This is a genomic window from Thermomonas sp. (assembly GCF_023953935.1).
Lineage (GTDB): Bacteria > Pseudomonadota > Gammaproteobacteria > Xanthomonadales > Xanthomonadaceae > Thermomonas.
In genome coordinates, this window is sequence record NZ_JAMLIW010000010.1 from 94,417 (window position 1) to 109,020 (window position 14,604).

The following is a 14,604-nucleotide window of genomic DNA, read 5'->3' on the forward strand; positions in this document are numbered from 1 at the left end:
AGGGTGGCGCCATTGCAATTGTCCGGAATGCCGCGATGGCCGCAGGCCACGATCACGACGACACGCGGGAAGCCGGCGACGATACGCGGACCGCCGGCGCCAGCCATGTCCACGCCCACGCGCACGCTCACGCCCACAGCCACGTGCCGGCGGTGATCAAGCACGAGCGTCCGCTGTGGATAGCGTTCGGGCTGACCTTGGTGGTGTTGGGCGTGGAGCTGGCGGGTGCGCTGCTCAGCAACAGCCTCGCCCTGCTGTCGGACGCGGCGCACATGCTGACCGACGTGGCGGCGCTGGGGGTGTCGCTGTTTGCGGTGCGCCTGAGCCGACGCCCGGCCGACGCGCGGCGCAGCTACGGCTATGCGCGGATGGAGGCGATCGGTGCGCTGGTCAACGGCGGCCTGCTGTTCCTCGTCGCCGGCTACATCCTGTGGGAGGCGGTGCAGCGGTTTCGCAGCCCGGAGGCGGTGGCGTCGACCTTCATGCTGGTGGTCGCATGCGTGGGCCTGGTGGCCAATCTGGTGTCGATGAAACTGCTGGCGGCCGGCTCCGGCGAGAGCCTGAACGTCAAGGGCGCCTACCTCGAAGTCTGGAGCGACATGCTCGGCTCGCTGGGGGTGATCGTGGCCGCCCTGTTGATCCATTTCACCGGCTGGTCCTGGGTCGATCCGGTGGTCGCGGTGCTGCTGGGGCTGTGGGTGCTGCCGCGCACCTGGATCCTGCTGCGGCAGGCGATCCACGTGCTGATGCAGGGCGTTCCGGCCGGGCTGGACGTCGAGGCCGTGCGCGCGGCCATGCGGGCGGTGCCCGGCGTGGGCGCGGTGCACGATCTGCACGTGTGGGCGCTGGGTTCGCGGGAGCCGATCCTGACCGCCCATGTGGTGCTGTGCGAAGGCCACGGTGAGCCGGATGCCGTGCGTGCGCAGGTGGCACAGGTGCTGCACGAAAAATTCGACATTGGCCACGCCACCTTGCAGGTTGAAGCCCGCCACTGCGGTGGTGAGGGTGTGCATGACTGAGCCGGCGCTGGAGGTGCTGTACGCCGACGCCGCGCTGGCGGTGGTCGACAAGCCGGCCGGGCTGATGGTGCACGACAGCGCGCTGGCGCGCGGCGAAACCGAGTTTGCCGCCGATCGCCTGCGCGCACAGTTCGGCAAACCCATTTTCCTCGTGCACCGGCTGGATCGTGCCACCAGCGGCTGCCTGCTGTTGGCCTTCGACCGCGATACTGCGTCCGCGCTGGGCAAGGTGCTGATGATGGGCGGCGTCGAAAAGGACTATTGGGCGGTCTGCCGCGGCTGGCCGGCGGAGCGTGCGTTCATCGTCGACCACGCGCTGGACGGCGGCCCCGGCAAGCCGCTGAAGAAACCGGCGCGCACCGAGTTCGAGGTGCTGGCCAGCTGCGAGTTGGCGCTGGCGTCCGCCGCCTTTGCCACTTCGCGCTACGCGTGGTTGCGCGCCAGCCCGCAAACCGGCCGCTTTCGCCAGATCCGCCGCCATCTCAAGCATGTCTCGCACCACCTGATTGGTGATACCAGCCACGGCGATGGTCGCCACAACCGCACATTCCGGATGCTGGGCGTGCACCGGATGCTGCTGCACGCGCGCCGACTGGCGTTCGCGCACCCCCACACCGACGCGCTCATCGAAGCAGTGGCGCCGGTGGATGCGGAATTTGCCAGAGCGCTGGCGCTGTTCGAGCAAACGGCAACTGGCTGACGCCCGAGCGGTGCAGCGCCAATCAAGTCATTCGTGTCGGTCATGCGCAGACATTCGCCTGCGAGATGATGCCCGCGAAAGCGGGCCGCGTCTCACAAACGAATGTTTGTCCAATTCATGGACTTTGCCATTCAAGTGATTGATGTCCATGGATCCCCGCTTTCGCGGGGATGACGGTATTTGTTCCGCATTGCCTTAAGATTCTTCCCATGCGCATTGGCCGAATCACCCTCGATGAAACCGAGCTCGAAGAACGCTTCGTGCGGGCGTCGGGGCCGGGTGGGCAGAACGTCAACAAGGTGGCCACGGCGGTCGAGCTGCGTTTCGACGTGGCGCGCTCGCCGTCGCTGCCGGAATCCGTGCGCGCGCGTCTGCTGGCCAGGCGCGACCGGCGCCTGACCGCCGAGGGCGTGCTGGTGATTTCCGCGCAGCGTTTTCGCACCCAGGAGCGCAACCGCGAGGATGCGCGCGCGCGGTTGGCGACCTTCATCGAAAGCGGCCTGCACGTGCCCAAACCGCGCATCGCCACCAAACCGTCGCGCGCCGCGAAGGAGCGCCGCTTGGGGGACAAGCGTGAACGTGCGACGATCAAGCAGGGGCGCAGCGGACGGAGCTGGGATTGAGCCAGGCGCAGGGGCAAGACCGGGTGCCAAGCTTGCCTGCGGCGGTGCCGCGGATGCCGCGCAACGCGTTTGCGCAATGGCTGGCGCGTTCGCTCCTGCGCAGCGGCGGGTGGACGCTGGTGGGCGAGTTTCCCGACCTGCCCAAGGCGGTGCTGATTGCCGCGCCGCACTCGTCCAACTGGGACGGCATCTGGGGATTTGCGGCCAAGGTTGCGGTCGGCATCCGCCTGTCGGTGCTGGGCAAGCACAGCCTGTTCCGGATTCCGGTGCTGGCGCAGGTGCTGCGCTGGCAGGGCGTGATCCCGGTGGACCGCGCCATGCCGCTGGGCGTGATCGAGCAGGCGATCGCCACGATCCGCGCCCATGAGGCGATCTGGTACGCCATCGCGCCGGAAGGCACGCGTCGGCGCGTGCCGCACTGGAAGACCGGGTTCTGGAAGATTGCCCACGGCGCCGGCGTGCCGGTGGTGCCGGCGGCGTTCGATTACCAGAACCGGCGCATCGTCATCGGTGCGGCGCTGGCCTTGACCGACGACATGGAGGCCGACATCGCCCGCATCCAGCGCTGGTATGCGCCCTTCCACGGTCGCAACCACGACGTGCGGCAGCCGGACTGAGCCGGCGCCGGGGCGTCGGTGCGACCGCCTGGCCCGGGCTGGAATCCCCGGGCGCGTGTGCGGTCACTGCAGCGGCGCGCCGCCGATCTTGTAGGTCAGCTGCAGGAAGAAGCTGCGGCCGAAGCTGTCGAACCACGAGGTGTCGTAGTAGGGATAGTTCGCCCAGGTCGGGTCCTTCGGCGGCATCTGGTCGAACAGGTTGTTGACCGTCAGCGCCACCCGGAAATGGTCGTTGATGTCATAGCGGGCGGCGGCGTTGAAGCGCCAGGTCGAGCGCGTCCAGGCGTCGTTGGCATAGTTGGCGACCTTGCCGAGGTAGTTGCCGAACAGGCTGGCGCCCCACGGTCCGTTGTCCCAGTTCACGCCGAGGTTGCCCTTGCTGCGCGGCAGGGTGGTGTCGCTGAAGGTGACATCGAGCATGTCCTCGGTGGGGTCGCCCGGGTAGATGACGCGGGTGTGGCGGCGGGTCCAGTTGTAGTTGCCGCTGAAGCGGAACGTGCCGATGCTGGCGGTTTCCAGCCGGTAGTTGGCGGTCAGGTCGATGCCGGAAGTCTGCTCGCGGGCGATGTTGATCGGCCCGAACAACACGCTGGTGATTTCACCGGCGCCGTTGCGGACAACCCGCGCCATCGCATCGACGCAGGTCGGGGTGGTGATGTCGACCGGCGCGCCGGTGTCGGTCACGCCCAGCCGGCAGTCGGCGTCGGTGATCAGCAGCAGGTCACGGCTCTGGGTCTGGACCTGGTTGGCGATGTGGATGTTGTAGTAGTCGATGGCGAGGTCGAAATTCGGGGTCGGCGACCACACGAAGCCGACGGTGCCGGAGCGGCTGGTCTCCACCTCCAGGTTGCGGTTGCCGGAATAGACGTCGCGGGTGGCGATGTCCCAGCTGCCGTCATCCCAGCATTCGTCGTTGCTCAGGCTCGGATCGTCGGTGCGGCACTGGAAATAGTCGGTGGAGGTCCGCCGGTAGTAGTCGTTGCCGGCGAACAGATAGTGCATGTCGGGGGCGCGGAAGCCGGTGCCGTAGGAGCCGCGCAGCAGCAAGCTGTCGACCGGGCGCCATTCCATGCCGACGCTCCAGGTGAACTTGCCGGGGTTCTTGCCGCCGTAGCTGTACTGGTCGTAGCGGCCGGCGAGACTGGCCTGGAGGGAGGAGAACAGGGGCAGGCGCAGCTCGCCGGCCACGTCCCAGTGGTCGCGGTTGCCGTGGCCATCACCGTAGCGCGGGCCGTAGTAGGCGGTATCGGTCAATGCCAGCGGATCGGGGTTGATGCGGTAGGACTGCGAGCCGTATTCGATCACGCCGGCAAAGCCGACGTCGCCGGCCGGCAGGGTGAACAGGGCGGGGGTGTTGACCATGAAACTGAGGTTGTCGTTCTGCGCCTTGGGATGGAACACCGACATGGCGCCGATGGCGGCGAACTGGTCGGGAGTGAGCGGAGTGAACAGCTTGTTCGGGTCCGGCGCATAGATCGCATAACCGTCGGCGTCGTAGCCCAGGCGCGGGCCGAGGAACCAGGTGTTGGCGGCCTCGGCATTGATGCGCGGCATGCCCACGCTGGCGCTGTACTGGGAATGGTTCCAGGACAGCTCCCAATCCCAGTTCTCGCCGATCATGCCCTTGAAGCCGGTGGTCAGCGCAAAGGTCTTCTCGACCGTGGTGTTCATGCGGTTGCGCAGGCCGCCGACTTCCTCCGGGGTGAACTCCCGGGTCCAGACTTCGTAGTGGCCGGTATTGGCGTTGTAGAACATGCCGTCGTTGCTGTCGGTGGCATTGGGGTCCTGGAACTGCCAGCCCATGTGGTCACTGTTGACGTCGTTGCCGTTGGTGCCGGTCAGCAGGCGCACCGTCTGCCGGCCGGCCTGCACGTCGGCGAACCAGGACAGGGTGCCGGAGAAGCGATATTCGAACGCGCCGTAGAAATTGACGCCCTTGCGTTCGTTCTGGATCGTCCGGTTGGCGATCGCGCGGGTACTGCCGCAATAGGGTTCACCCCAGCGGTCGAAGGCCAGTTCGGTGGTGCCCTGGTTCAGCCCCGCCAGTGCCGCGCAGTTGTCGGCCGGGGCGATGTTGATGTCGTCGTCCCAGTCGTAGATCTGCGCGGTCAGGCGCGGCAGGCGGCGGCGCGCGGTCGGGGCGTCGAGGGTGGAATCCTGGATGTTGCGCTGGAAGCCCCAGAGCGGGCGCTTGTCCTGCAATTCCAGACCGATCAGGCCGGTAAAGTTGCCGCGCTCGAAGCCGGTGGTCAGGGTCAGGTCATGGGACTGGCCGCCGCCGTGGCTGGTGTCGCCGAAGCGGTAGTCAATGGTGGTGCCGTCGGCGGTCTTTTTCAGGATGAAGTTGATCACCCCGGCCATCGCGTCCGAGCCGTAGACCGCCGATGCACTGCCGGTCAGCACTTCGATGCGGTCGATCATCCCCAGCGGGATGTTGCCGATGTCGGTGAAGTTGCTCTTGCCGCCCAGCGGCAGCGGAAAGTCGGCGACCCGGCGCCCGTTGATCAGCACCAGGGTGTGGTTGGGACCGATGCCGCGCAGGTCGACCGCCTGCGCGCCGGGGGTGGACTGCGCGCCGGTGGTGTTCTGCTGGCCCTGCACGCTGCCGCTGTTCTGGCTGAGCGAGCGCAGCACTTCGGGGACCGAGGTGAAGCCGGCGGCCTGGATCTGCTCGGAGGTAACCACCGTGATCGGGGCCGGGCCTTCCACCTGCGCACGCGGAATGCGGGAGCCGGTCACCTGCACCGTCTCCAGTTCGGTGACGGGACCTTCGGACTGGGCCTGGGGTGGACGTGCGGCGGGCGCGGTGCGCGCGGGTGCGGCCGGAGAGCTGGCGGCTGGCACGATCAGCACCGCCCCCGAGGCATCGTGCTGGGCGCGAAAACCACTGCCCGCCAGCAGCGCGTCGAGCGCCTGCGGCGAAGCAGCCTGGCCGCGCAGGCCATTGCTGTGGGCGCCGCGCAGCTGGTCGGCGCGATAGATCAGCTGGGTGCCGGTCTGGCTGGCATAGGCCGCCAGCGCCGCGGCCAGATCGCCGGCCGGGACGTTGATGCGGGTGGCGGTTTGCGCCTGTGCGGCAAGGGCGGCGGAGCAGGCCAGCGCCAGCACCAGTCGGCGGAGTGATCGGGACGCGAGCATTGTGGTTTCCCCGGTAGGCGCGCGCTGCGCCGTTCAGCGTTCATGACGAACGGGTGCGGAAAATCCCCCAGTCGAGGTGAAATCAGCGCGAATGCAGGACGATGCGGTCGGCGCTGGCTTCGGCGCGGACCGGGAAACCGGCTTCGAGCAGGCGCACGAAACCATCTTCGTTGTCCCAGCGGAAACTGCCGCCGATCCGCAGCGCAGCCGCGGCGTCGTCGGCCACCACCAGCTTGCGGGCGTTGTAGCGGTTGAACTCCGCGGCCACCTCGGACAGCGGCGCATCGCGGAACGCCAGCATCCCGCTGGGCCAATCGAGCAGATCCTGGGCCTGCGCGAGCGCCAGGCTGCGCACCAGCACGCCGCCTCCGCGCACCAGGGCCACGCTGCCGGCCGGCAGCAGCAGCGCCGGATGCGCGGACGGGCCGGGTGCGGTGGATTCCAGGCGGACCGTGCCTTCGGTGACGACCACCCGCAGGTTCGCAGCGTCACGGCGTACGCCATAGCGGGTGCCCACCGCGATGGCGCGGTAGCCGGCGGCGGCAACCGTGAACGGCCGGCCGGGATCCTTGGCGACTTCGAAGATGGCTTCGCCGCGGACCAAGGTGATGTCGCGGGCGTGCGGCTGCAGGCGCACCTCGATCCGGCTGTCGCTGGACAGGATGGCGTGCGAGCCATCGGCCAGGGTGAAATTGCGCACTTGGCCGAGGCTGGAGGCGTAGACGCTGGCGGCGACCGGTGGGGCCGGCCGCAGGGTCCAGCCAATCAGCAGCGCGCAAGCGGCCAGCGCGGCGGCGGCGGTGAAGTGGAGCCAGCGGCGGCGCGAATCGCGTCTTGGCCGTGGCCGCGGTTGCAGGGCGGCCAGCATCCGGGCGCGGCGGTCGTCGCCCGGGGCCGGTGCGGGGCGCACGGTGGCACCTTCCGGACGACCCGCGGCCAGCGCTCGCAGCCGTCCGGCTTCGGACCACGCCGCCTGCAGTCGCAGCCAAGCCACCTTGTGGGCGCTGTCCTGCGCGAGCCAGGCGTCCAGTGCGGCCCGCTCCGCATCCGTGCAGGCGCCTGCGTCGCAGCGTGCCAGCCAATCGGCGGCGGTTTGTTCAATGTCGCGGCTGGACGGGCGCATCGGCCTTCAGTCCTGCGCGCCGGTTGCGGACGCATTGTCGCGGCGCGGCGGTTTCGGCACGGCCGCAGGCACCGCGCCGGTATACAGCGCGTCGGCGAGCAGGCGCATGCCCTTGGCGATTTGCTTCTCCACGGTCTTCTCGCTGATCCCCAGCCGCAAGGCCACTTCCTTCTGCGAAAGATCCTCCACCCGACGCAACCACACCACCTCGCGGCAGCGCGCCGGCAATCGGTCGAGTGCGTCGGAAAGCCGATGCAGGGTCTGCCGACCGCCACTCCAGCGTTCGGGCGTCACTTCGTCCATCAAGACGTGCGAAGGCTCGAAATCACCCATCGGTTCGATCGAAACCACCTTGTTGCGCCGAATCCGGTCGGTCATCAGGTGGCGTGCGCTGGCGAACAGGAAGGCCTTCGGCTGGGCGGGCAGGGCCTTGCCGGCGGCTTCGTAGAGGCGCACGTAGAGCTCCTGGCGCAGGTCGTGGATCTCGTCCCGGTGCGGCCAGTGGCGCTGCAGGTAGCGCAGCAAGGCCTCCTCGTGGATCAGGATTTCCTGGACGAACCACTGGTCGAGCGGGCTGCGCACCCGCGTACCATAGCCGAACGCAGGCGTGCTGCGCCGGGTTCGGCGGCGGTGGGGGATGTTCCACGTTGGCACGTCTACCGGGTGTGGCCTTTGATGGATGGAGTGCGAGGATGAAGCAAGTTTCCTGCCGGGCAATCCTGTTGGCGGCATGGCTGGCACTGGCACTGCCGCTGTCCGCGCTGGCCGCCGACGTCGGCCACTTCGTGCTCGGCAACACCGCCGCCCGTACGCCGGGACCGGTGCAACCGGGCCTGCTGTTGATGGGCGGTGGCGATCGCAATGACGACGCCCTGCGCTGGTTCATGCAGAAGGCGGGCAACGGCCACATCGTGATCCTGCGCGCCTCGCAGGGTGGCGAGATAGGCGAGGAGTTCTTCCATCGGATCGGCGGCATCGCGTCGGTCGAAACCTTCGTGTTCAAGGATCGCCAGGCCGCCAGCGACCCCCGCATCCTCAAGGCCCTGCAGCATGCCGACGGCATTTTCATCGCCGGCGGCGACCAGTCGCGTTACGTGCGCTACTGGCGCGGCACGCCCATTGCCCGCGCGCTGGATGCGCACGTGCGCGCCGGCAAGCCGCTGGGCGGCACCAGCGCCGGGCTGGCGATCCTCGGCGAATATCTGTATGGCGCGATGGACGGCGGCAGCCTGGTCAGCCCGGCCGCGCTGGCCGATCCGCTGGGTGACGCCAATACCATCGAAACCGGTTTCCTCGACCTCGCCCTGCTCAAGGGCGTCGTCACCGATACCCACTTCAGCGAGCGGGCCAGGCTCGGCCGTCTGGTGGCCTTCCTCGCCAAGAGTGAAGACATGGCCGGCCGGGCGCTGATTGGGCTGGGCGTGGACGAGGATGCGGCAGTCGCGGTGGAAGGCGATGGCACCGGCCGCGTCTACGCGACGGCGGCAGGCGCGGGGGCGACGGTGGTGCGCGGCGGGTTTGCGGCCCGGCAGGCCGAAGAACGTCCGATGCACCTCGATCGCCTGGAAACCCTCGGCGCCGGCCGCGATTCGGTGCTGCACCTGCCGTCCGGCACCGTCGATCGCCCCAGCTTTACGCGCCGCTATGCCGTCCGCAACGGCGTGCTGGTGGCGCTGGATGCGCCGCTGCTGGTGATCCACGGCGGCGCCGGGGTCGAACCGGGTGATCTCAACCCGCAGCAGGAGGCCGACATCAAAGCCGCGTTGTCAGCCGCCCTGCGCGCCGGCTACGCCAAGCTGCAGGGCGGCGCGCCGGCGCTGGATGCCGTGACGGCCGCGATCACCGTGCTGGAGGACGATCCGCACTTCAACGCCGGGCGTGGCGCGGTGTTCACCCACGACGGCAGGAACGAGCTTGACACCTCGATCATGGACGGCGCGACCGGACGCGCCGGCGCGGCGGCCGGCCTGCATCGGGTCAGGAATCCCATCCTGCTGGCGCGCGCGATTCTGGAACACTCCAACCACGTGATGATGGTGGGCGATGGCGCCGAAGCCTTTGCCCGCGAGCAGGGGATCACCTTGGTCGATCCGGCGTATTTCCGCACCGAATCGCGCTGGAGGGCGCTGCAGCGCGCCCTGCAGAAAGAAAAGCAGGCGCAGCTGGAGAAGCGACCGCTGGTGCTGCCCGGCCGCGCCTACTTCGGCACCGTCGGCGCGTTGGCACTGGACGCGAGCGGCAACCTCGCGGCGGGTACCTCGACTGGCGGCATGACCAACAAGCGCTATGGCCGGGTCGGCGATTCGCCGATCATCGGCGCCGGCACCTGGGCCGACGCCCGCTGCGCCGTCTCCGGCACCGGCTGGGGCGAGTTCTACATCCGCGCTGCCGCCGCCCACGAAATCTGCGCCCGCGTGCGGCTGGCCGGCGTGCCCCTGCCCAATGCCGCCAATGACGTGATCAACGTCGACATCCCGCGCGCCGGCGGCGACGGCGGGGCGATCGCGCTGGGTGCCGACGGCGTCGTCGCGTTCCCGTTCAACAGCGGCGGCATGTACCGCGGCTGGATCGGCAGTGACGGCGTGCCGCACGTGGCGATCTACAAGACCGACGCGCTCGAGATGCCGTGAGGGCTGCCGCCAGCGGCGGCGTTCGCAACCGACGTGGCGACGGTCCGCGTCCGGACGCGGGCACGCGCCGCCCGCTACACCACCAGCGCCGCGTGCAGCGGCGCCGCGTCCGTCCAGCGGGCGCGGCCGTTGAGGAAGGTCAGCTCCATCAGCACGCTGGCGCCGGCGATCTGCGCGCCCAGTTGCTGCGCCAGCGCACGCGCGGCCAGCAGGGTTCCACCGGTGGCCAACACGTCGTCCACCAGCAGCACGCGCTTGCCCGGCGCCAGCGCGCCGGCCTGCACCACCAGCGCGTCGCTGCCGTATTCCAGCGCGTAGGACTGTTCGAGCGTGGCGCCCGGCAGCTTGCCCGGTTTGCGCAGCGGCACCAGACCAACGCCGAGTGTGCGTGCCAGCGGCGCGCCGAGCAGGAAGCCGCGCGCCTCGATCGCCAGCACGGCATCGATGGGCACCCCCTGCCACGGTCGGGCCATCGCCTCGATGGCCGCAGCGAATGCCGACGCCTCCCCCAGCACCGGCATGATGTCCTTGAACACGACGCCCGGCTTGGGGAAATCCGGCACGTCGCGGATCAGCTGGGTCCACTCGGGCATGGCGCGGCTCCTTCCGGAATCGACCCATTGTGCCCGTCGGTCACCGGAAACGGCCATGCCTGGCGCGAAGCCGTAAAATGGCGGTGATGAACTCCAACGACCCACGTTCCGGCATCGCCCTGGTGGCGTTCGATGCCGACGACACCCTCTGGCGCAGCCAGGATTACTTCGACGACGCGCAGGCGAGCTTCGAGCGGATCATCGCCCAGTACGTCGACCTGGGCGACGTCGGCCAGCGCCTGTATGCCTACGAAAAACACAACATCGCCTTCTTCGGCTATGGCGCCAAGGGCATGGCGCTGTCGATGGTGGAAGCGGCGGTGGACATCACCGAGGCGCGCATCAGCGGCTCCGACATCAAGCGCATCGTGACCCTGGCCAAGGACCTGCTGCGGCATCCGGTGGAATTGCTGCCCGATGTGCGCGAAGCGGTGGCGGCGGTGGCGGCGCAGCATCCGCTGGTGCTGATCACCAAGGGCGATCTGTTCCATCAGGAAACCAAGGTGCGTGACAGCGGTTTGTCGGATCTGTTCCGCCGGATCGAGGTCGTCAGCGAAAAAGACCCGGCGACCTATGCGCGCCTGTTCGAGGAATTCGGCATCACCGCGGCGCAATTCCTGATGGTCGGGAATTCGCTGCGCTCGGACATCGCGCCGGTGCTGGAGCTGGGCGGCTGGGGCGTACACGTGCCCTATCACACCACCTGGGCGCACGAAACCGAGGCCGAGCTTGGCCAAGGCCAAGGTCGAATACGCACGATTGATTCACTGGCGGCATTGCCGCAAACCCTGCAGGAATTGGACATCCAATCGCGCCTGCAACCCGCACCCTAGGAGAATGGATCGCATGACTTCCCGCATCGACCTCCACGGCCGCACGGCCATCATCACCGGCGCGGGCGGCGGCCTGGGGCGTGCCCACGCGCTGCTGCTGGCCAGTCGCGGCGCGCAGGTCATCGTCAATGATCTGGGCGATGCCGCCGATGTGGTGGTGGCGGAAATCATCGCAACGGGCGGCAAGGCGCGTGCGGCCAAGTGCTCGGTGGCCGACGCCGGGGCGGTGCAGGCGATGGTGGATGCGGTGCTGGCGGAATTCGGCCGCATCGACATCCTGGTCAACAACGCCGGCATCCTGCGCGACAAGAGCTTCGGCAAGATGGCGCTGGACGATTTTCGCCTGGTCGTCGACGTGCACCTGATGGGCGCGGCCAACTGCACCAAGGCGGTGTGGAACGCGATGCGCGCGCAGAACTACGGCCGCATCGTGATGACCACCTCGTGCAGCGGGCTGTTCGGCAACTTCGGCCAGGCCAACTACGCCGCCGCCAAGATGGGGCTGGTCGGGCTGATGCAGACGCTGGGCATCGAGGGCGAAAAGCACGGCATCCGCGTCAACTGCCTGGCCCCGACCGGCGCGACGCGGATGATGGAAGGCATCCTGCCGCCGGAGCAATTGTCGAAGTTCAGCCCTGAGCTGGTCAGCCCGGCGGTGCTGGCGCTGGTGGCCGAAGGCGCGCCCAACCGCGCCATCCTCAGCGCTGGTGCCGGCGGCTATGAGCTGGTGCAGGTGGCGATGACGCAGGGGATCGAACTGGGCGAAACCGCCAGCGCCGAAGCCATCCTCGCGCGCTGGGGCGAACTGAGCGACCGCAGCGACAGCTTCGTGCCGGCGCAGGGCTTCGACCAGGCCCGCCACGAGCTGCGCAAAGGCGGTTTCGCGCTCGCACAAGACGCGGCCTGAGCACGCTTCCCCACGGCCGCGGGCGCAGGCGCGGCCGCTGCCGGCGCGCGGTGGCTCAGGCCACCAGCAGCGCCATGAAGTCCTGCACCGGCAGCGCTTCCAGCCTGGCCTGATCCAGCGCGACGTCGAGGATGGCCTGCTGGCGGGCGGGGTCGAAGCGGCGGGCAAGGTTGCGGCGGAACTTGGCTTCCAGCAGCGGGATGCCCTCGGCGCGGCGGCGGCGGTGGCCGATCGGATATTCGACCAGGACCTCGTCGAGTTTGCTGCCGTCGGTGAAGGTGACGGTCAGGCCATTGGCGATCGAGCGCTTGTCCGGATCGTGGTAGTCGGCGGTGAAGGCCGGGTCTTCGACGCAGTGGATCTTCGCGCGCAGCGCGTCGATGCGCGGATCGCTGGCCACGTCATCCTCGTAGTCTGCGGCGGTCAGCCGGCCGAAGATCAGTGGCACCGCCACCATGTACTGGATGCAGTGGTCGCGGTCGGCCGGGTTGTCGAGCGGCCCCTGCTTGTCGATGATGCGCATGCAGGCGGCCTGGGTGCGGATGATGATTTTCTCGATGTCATCGGCGCGGCGGCCCTGCGCCTTGAGTTGGCTGTGCAGGGCCATCGCGGCCTCCACCGCGCTTTGCGCATGGAATTCGGCCGGATAGCTGATCTTGAACAGCACGTTTTCCATCACGTAGCTGCCGAACTCGCGCTCGAAGCGGAATTCGCGGCCCTGGAAGGACACGTCGTAAAAGCCCCAGGCCGGCGCGGTCAGCGCGCCCGGATAGCCCATCTCGCCGGTCTGCGCGATCAGCGCCAGCCGCACCGCGCGACTGCACGCATCGCCGGCGGCCCAACTCTTGCGCGAGCCGGTATTGGGCGCATGCCGGTAAGTGCGCAGGCTCTGGCCGTCCACGAACACCTGCGACAGCGCCGCCAGCGTTTGTTCGCGGTCCAGCCCCAGCAGCTTGCACACCACCGCGGTCGAGGCCAGCTTGACCAGCGCCACGTGGTCCAACCCGACCTGATTGAAGGAATTCTTCAGCGCGATCACGCCCTGGATTTCGTGCGCCTTGATCGCGCACTCCAGCACCTGGCGCATGGTCAACGGCGCGCCGCGGCGGGCCCGCCAGTCGGCTACCGCCAGGATCGCGCCGAGGTTGTCGGACGGGTGGCCCCATTCGGCGGCCAGCCAGGTGTCGTTGTAGTCCAGCCAGCGAATGGTCGCGCCGATGTCGAACGCGGCCTTGACCGGATCCAGCTCGAAGGCCGTGCCCGGCACCCGCGCCCCGCCCGGCAGCGCAGCGCCTTCCACCCACGGCCCCAGCAGCTTGGTGCAGGCCGGGTAGTCCAGCGCTTCCAGCGCGCAGCCGATCGAATCGATCAGCACGTTGCGCGCCGTGGTCCACGCCAGTTCGGAGCGTGGCTGGTAGTCGCGAACGTAATCGACGATGCGGACCAGCAGTTCGTCCCAGTCGGGGCGGGCGTTGTCGAGATGGGAAGCCATGCGGACGTTCCAGCAGCACCGAATTGCATTGTCGCCGGCAACGCTACGCCGGAGGCCGGAAAGATGCGTGAAGCCGACAGTCGTGTTGGGTTGCGTTGATTCAGGTCAACTGCAAACGCGTGCCGGTGGCAGGCCGGGAGCTTCGACCAAGCCTGTAGCGTGCGGGTTTTATTGCTGCGGCGCGTGAAGCCACGGTTGAAGCCATGGCAGCAATGTGGCGCTGCGCCAGCGGGCTTCCCCCTTACGCGACGCCTCCGGCAGCGTGCTTGCGCCCGCTGCCTCCCCCTTGATTTCGCTACAGGGGGAAGCCCACTGACGCAGCGCTTGCGTGTGGTCAGTCCTGCGGCACCCGCACCCAGCCTTCCATCAACACCCGCGCGCTGCGGCTCATCACCGCACGCGTGACCATCCACTGACCATCGACGTGCTGCACCGATGCGCCCACGCGCAGGGTGCCGGACGGATGCCCGAAACGCACCGCATCGCGCTGGCCGCCGCCGGCGGCCAGGTTCACCAGCGTGCCCGGAACCGCAGCCGCCGTGGCAATCGCCACCGAGGCGGTGCCCATCATCGCGTGGTGCAGTTTGCCCATCGACAGCGCGCGCACGTTGAGGTCGATGGCGTCGGCGGCGATGGCTTTGCCGCTGGAGGACACGTAGGCTTGCGGTGGCGCGACGAAGGCGACTTTCGGCGTGTGCTGGCGTGTGGCCGCCTTTTCCGGCGTCCTGATCAAGCCCATGCGCAGCGCACCGGCCACGCGGATGGCTTCGAGCTTGGCCAGCGCGGTTTTGTCGTCATTGATCGCCGGCTGCAATTCGGTGCCGTCATAACCCAGCGCGTCGGCGTTGACGAATACTGTGGGGATGCCGGCGGTGATCATGGTTGACTGCATCGTGCCGATGCCGGGCACTTCAAGTTCATCGATTAGA

General features: G+C 68.4%; 13 protein-coding genes and 1 pseudogene. 8 read left to right on the forward strand and 6 right to left on the reverse strand.

What is annotated here, in order from left to right; genetic code table 11:
* The first annotated feature begins 35 nt into the window (after positions 1–35).
* From M9902_RS11315 to M9902_RS11330, 4 genes are all read left to right on the forward strand, one after another.
* Positions 36–1,019, forward strand: a complete 984-nt coding sequence (locus M9902_RS11315; protein ID WP_297223077.1) for a cation diffusion facilitator family transporter — start codon at positions 36–38, stop codon at positions 1,017–1,019.
* Positions 1,012–1,719 carry a pseudouridine synthase gene (locus M9902_RS11320; RefSeq protein WP_297223079.1) on the forward strand — a complete coding sequence of 236 codons (708 nt, stop codon included), beginning with the start codon at positions 1,012–1,014 and terminating at the stop codon, positions 1,717–1,719. The genes M9902_RS11315 and M9902_RS11320 overlap by 8 nt, the downstream gene beginning before the upstream one ends.
* 209 nt (positions 1,720–1,928) lie before the next feature.
* A complete protein-coding gene (gene arfB, locus M9902_RS11325; protein ID WP_297171834.1) occupies positions 1,929–2,342 on the forward strand; it encodes an alternative ribosome rescue aminoacyl-tRNA hydrolase ArfB in 414 nt (137 codons plus the stop codon).
* Between the two features lie 23 nt (positions 2,343–2,365).
* A complete protein-coding gene (locus tag M9902_RS11330) occupies positions 2,366–2,959 on the forward strand; it encodes a lysophospholipid acyltransferase family protein (protein ID WP_343231888.1) in 594 nt (197 codons plus the stop codon).
* 63 nt (positions 2,960–3,022) lie between these two features.
* On the opposite strand, the gene M9902_RS11335 is transcribed toward M9902_RS11330, so the two are convergent.
* From M9902_RS11335 to M9902_RS11345, 3 genes are all read right to left on the reverse strand, one after another.
* Complete coding sequence (locus tag M9902_RS11335) at positions 3,023–6,097, reverse strand: TonB-dependent receptor (RefSeq protein WP_297223081.1); 3,075 nt, start codon at positions 6,095–6,097, stop codon at positions 3,023–3,025.
* Between the two features lie 82 nt (positions 6,098–6,179).
* Positions 6,180–7,220: a FecR domain-containing protein gene (locus tag M9902_RS11340; RefSeq protein ID WP_297223083.1), complete on the reverse strand. Its 1,041-nt coding sequence runs from the start codon at positions 7,218–7,220 to the stop codon at positions 6,180–6,182.
* A 6-nt stretch (positions 7,221–7,226) separates the two neighbouring features.
* Positions 7,227–7,802, reverse strand: a complete 576-nt coding sequence (locus M9902_RS11345) for a sigma-70 family RNA polymerase sigma factor (protein WP_297170978.1) — start codon at positions 7,800–7,802, stop codon at positions 7,227–7,229.
* Positions 7,803–8,104: 302 nt separating this feature from the next.
* On the opposite strand from M9902_RS11345, the pseudogene M9902_RS11350 reads away from it, so the two are divergent.
* Positions 8,105–8,668 (forward strand): annotated as a pseudogene (locus M9902_RS11350) (cyanophycinase); the annotation flags it as partial.
* A gap of 213 nt (positions 8,669–8,881) precedes the next feature.
* Complete coding sequence (locus M9902_RS11355) at positions 8,882–9,850, forward strand: isoaspartyl peptidase/L-asparaginase (protein WP_297223103.1); 969 nt, start codon at positions 8,882–8,884, stop codon at positions 9,848–9,850.
* A 74-nt stretch (positions 9,851–9,924) separates the two neighbouring features.
* Here M9902_RS11355 and M9902_RS11360 read toward each other — a convergent pair whose 3' ends face one another.
* Positions 9,925–10,443 carry an adenine phosphoribosyltransferase gene (locus M9902_RS11360; protein ID WP_297223085.1) on the reverse strand — a complete coding sequence of 173 codons (519 nt, stop codon included), beginning with the start codon at positions 10,441–10,443 and terminating at the stop codon, positions 9,925–9,927.
* An 86-nt stretch (positions 10,444–10,529) separates the two neighbouring features.
* On the opposite strand from M9902_RS11360, the gene M9902_RS11365 reads away from it, so the two are divergent.
* Together M9902_RS11365 and M9902_RS11370 are read left to right on the forward strand one after the other, a co-directional pair.
* Positions 10,530–11,276: an HAD family hydrolase gene (locus M9902_RS11365; protein ID WP_297223087.1), complete on the forward strand. Its 747-nt coding sequence runs from the start codon at positions 10,530–10,532 to the stop codon at positions 11,274–11,276.
* 13 nt (positions 11,277–11,289) lie between these two features.
* On the forward strand, positions 11,290–12,183 hold the full coding sequence (locus M9902_RS11370; RefSeq protein WP_297223089.1) for an SDR family NAD(P)-dependent oxidoreductase: 894 nt from the start codon (positions 11,290–11,292) through the stop codon (positions 12,181–12,183).
* A 55-nt stretch (positions 12,184–12,238) separates the two neighbouring features.
* Here M9902_RS11370 and M9902_RS11375 read toward each other — a convergent pair whose 3' ends face one another.
* Entirely contained in the window at positions 12,239–13,675 is a 1,437-nt protein-coding gene (locus M9902_RS11375) for a bifunctional 2-methylcitrate dehydratase/aconitate hydratase (RefSeq protein WP_297223091.1), read from the reverse strand.
* Between the two features lie 334 nt (positions 13,676–14,009).
* The coding region (locus tag M9902_RS11380) for a PrpF domain-containing protein (RefSeq protein WP_297223093.1) at positions 14,010–14,604 on the reverse strand (595 nt) is incomplete at its 5' end.

Excerpts from the sequence above, each read along its gene's own strand:
- M9902_RS11315 (WP_297223077.1), top strand. The coding sequence starts at position 36 with ATGGCCGCAGGCCACGATCACGACGACACGCGGGAAGCCGGCGACGAT.
- M9902_RS11320 (WP_297223079.1), top strand. The coding sequence starts at position 1,012 with ATGACTGAGCCGGCGCTGGAGGTGCTGTACGCCGACGCCGCGCTGGCG.
- arfB (WP_297171834.1), top strand. The coding sequence starts at position 1,929 with ATGCGCATTGGCCGAATCACCCTCGATGAAACCGAGCTCGAAGAACGC.
- M9902_RS11335 (WP_297223081.1), bottom strand. The coding sequence starts at position 6,097 with ATGCTCGCGTCCCGATCACTCCGCCGACTGGTGCTGGCGCTGGCCTGC.
- M9902_RS11340 (WP_297223083.1), bottom strand. The coding sequence starts at position 7,220 with ATGCGCCCGTCCAGCCGCGACATTGAACAAACCGCCGCCGATTGGCTG.
- M9902_RS11360 (WP_297223085.1), bottom strand. The coding sequence starts at position 10,443 with ATGCCCGAGTGGACCCAGCTGATCCGCGACGTGCCGGATTTCCCCAAG.
- M9902_RS11365 (WP_297223087.1), top strand. The coding sequence starts at position 10,530 with ATGAACTCCAACGACCCACGTTCCGGCATCGCCCTGGTGGCGTTCGAT.
- M9902_RS11370 (WP_297223089.1), top strand. The coding sequence starts at position 11,290 with ATGACTTCCCGCATCGACCTCCACGGCCGCACGGCCATCATCACCGGC.
- M9902_RS11375 (WP_297223091.1), bottom strand. The coding sequence starts at position 13,675 with ATGGCTTCCCATCTCGACAACGCCCGCCCCGACTGGGACGAACTGCTG.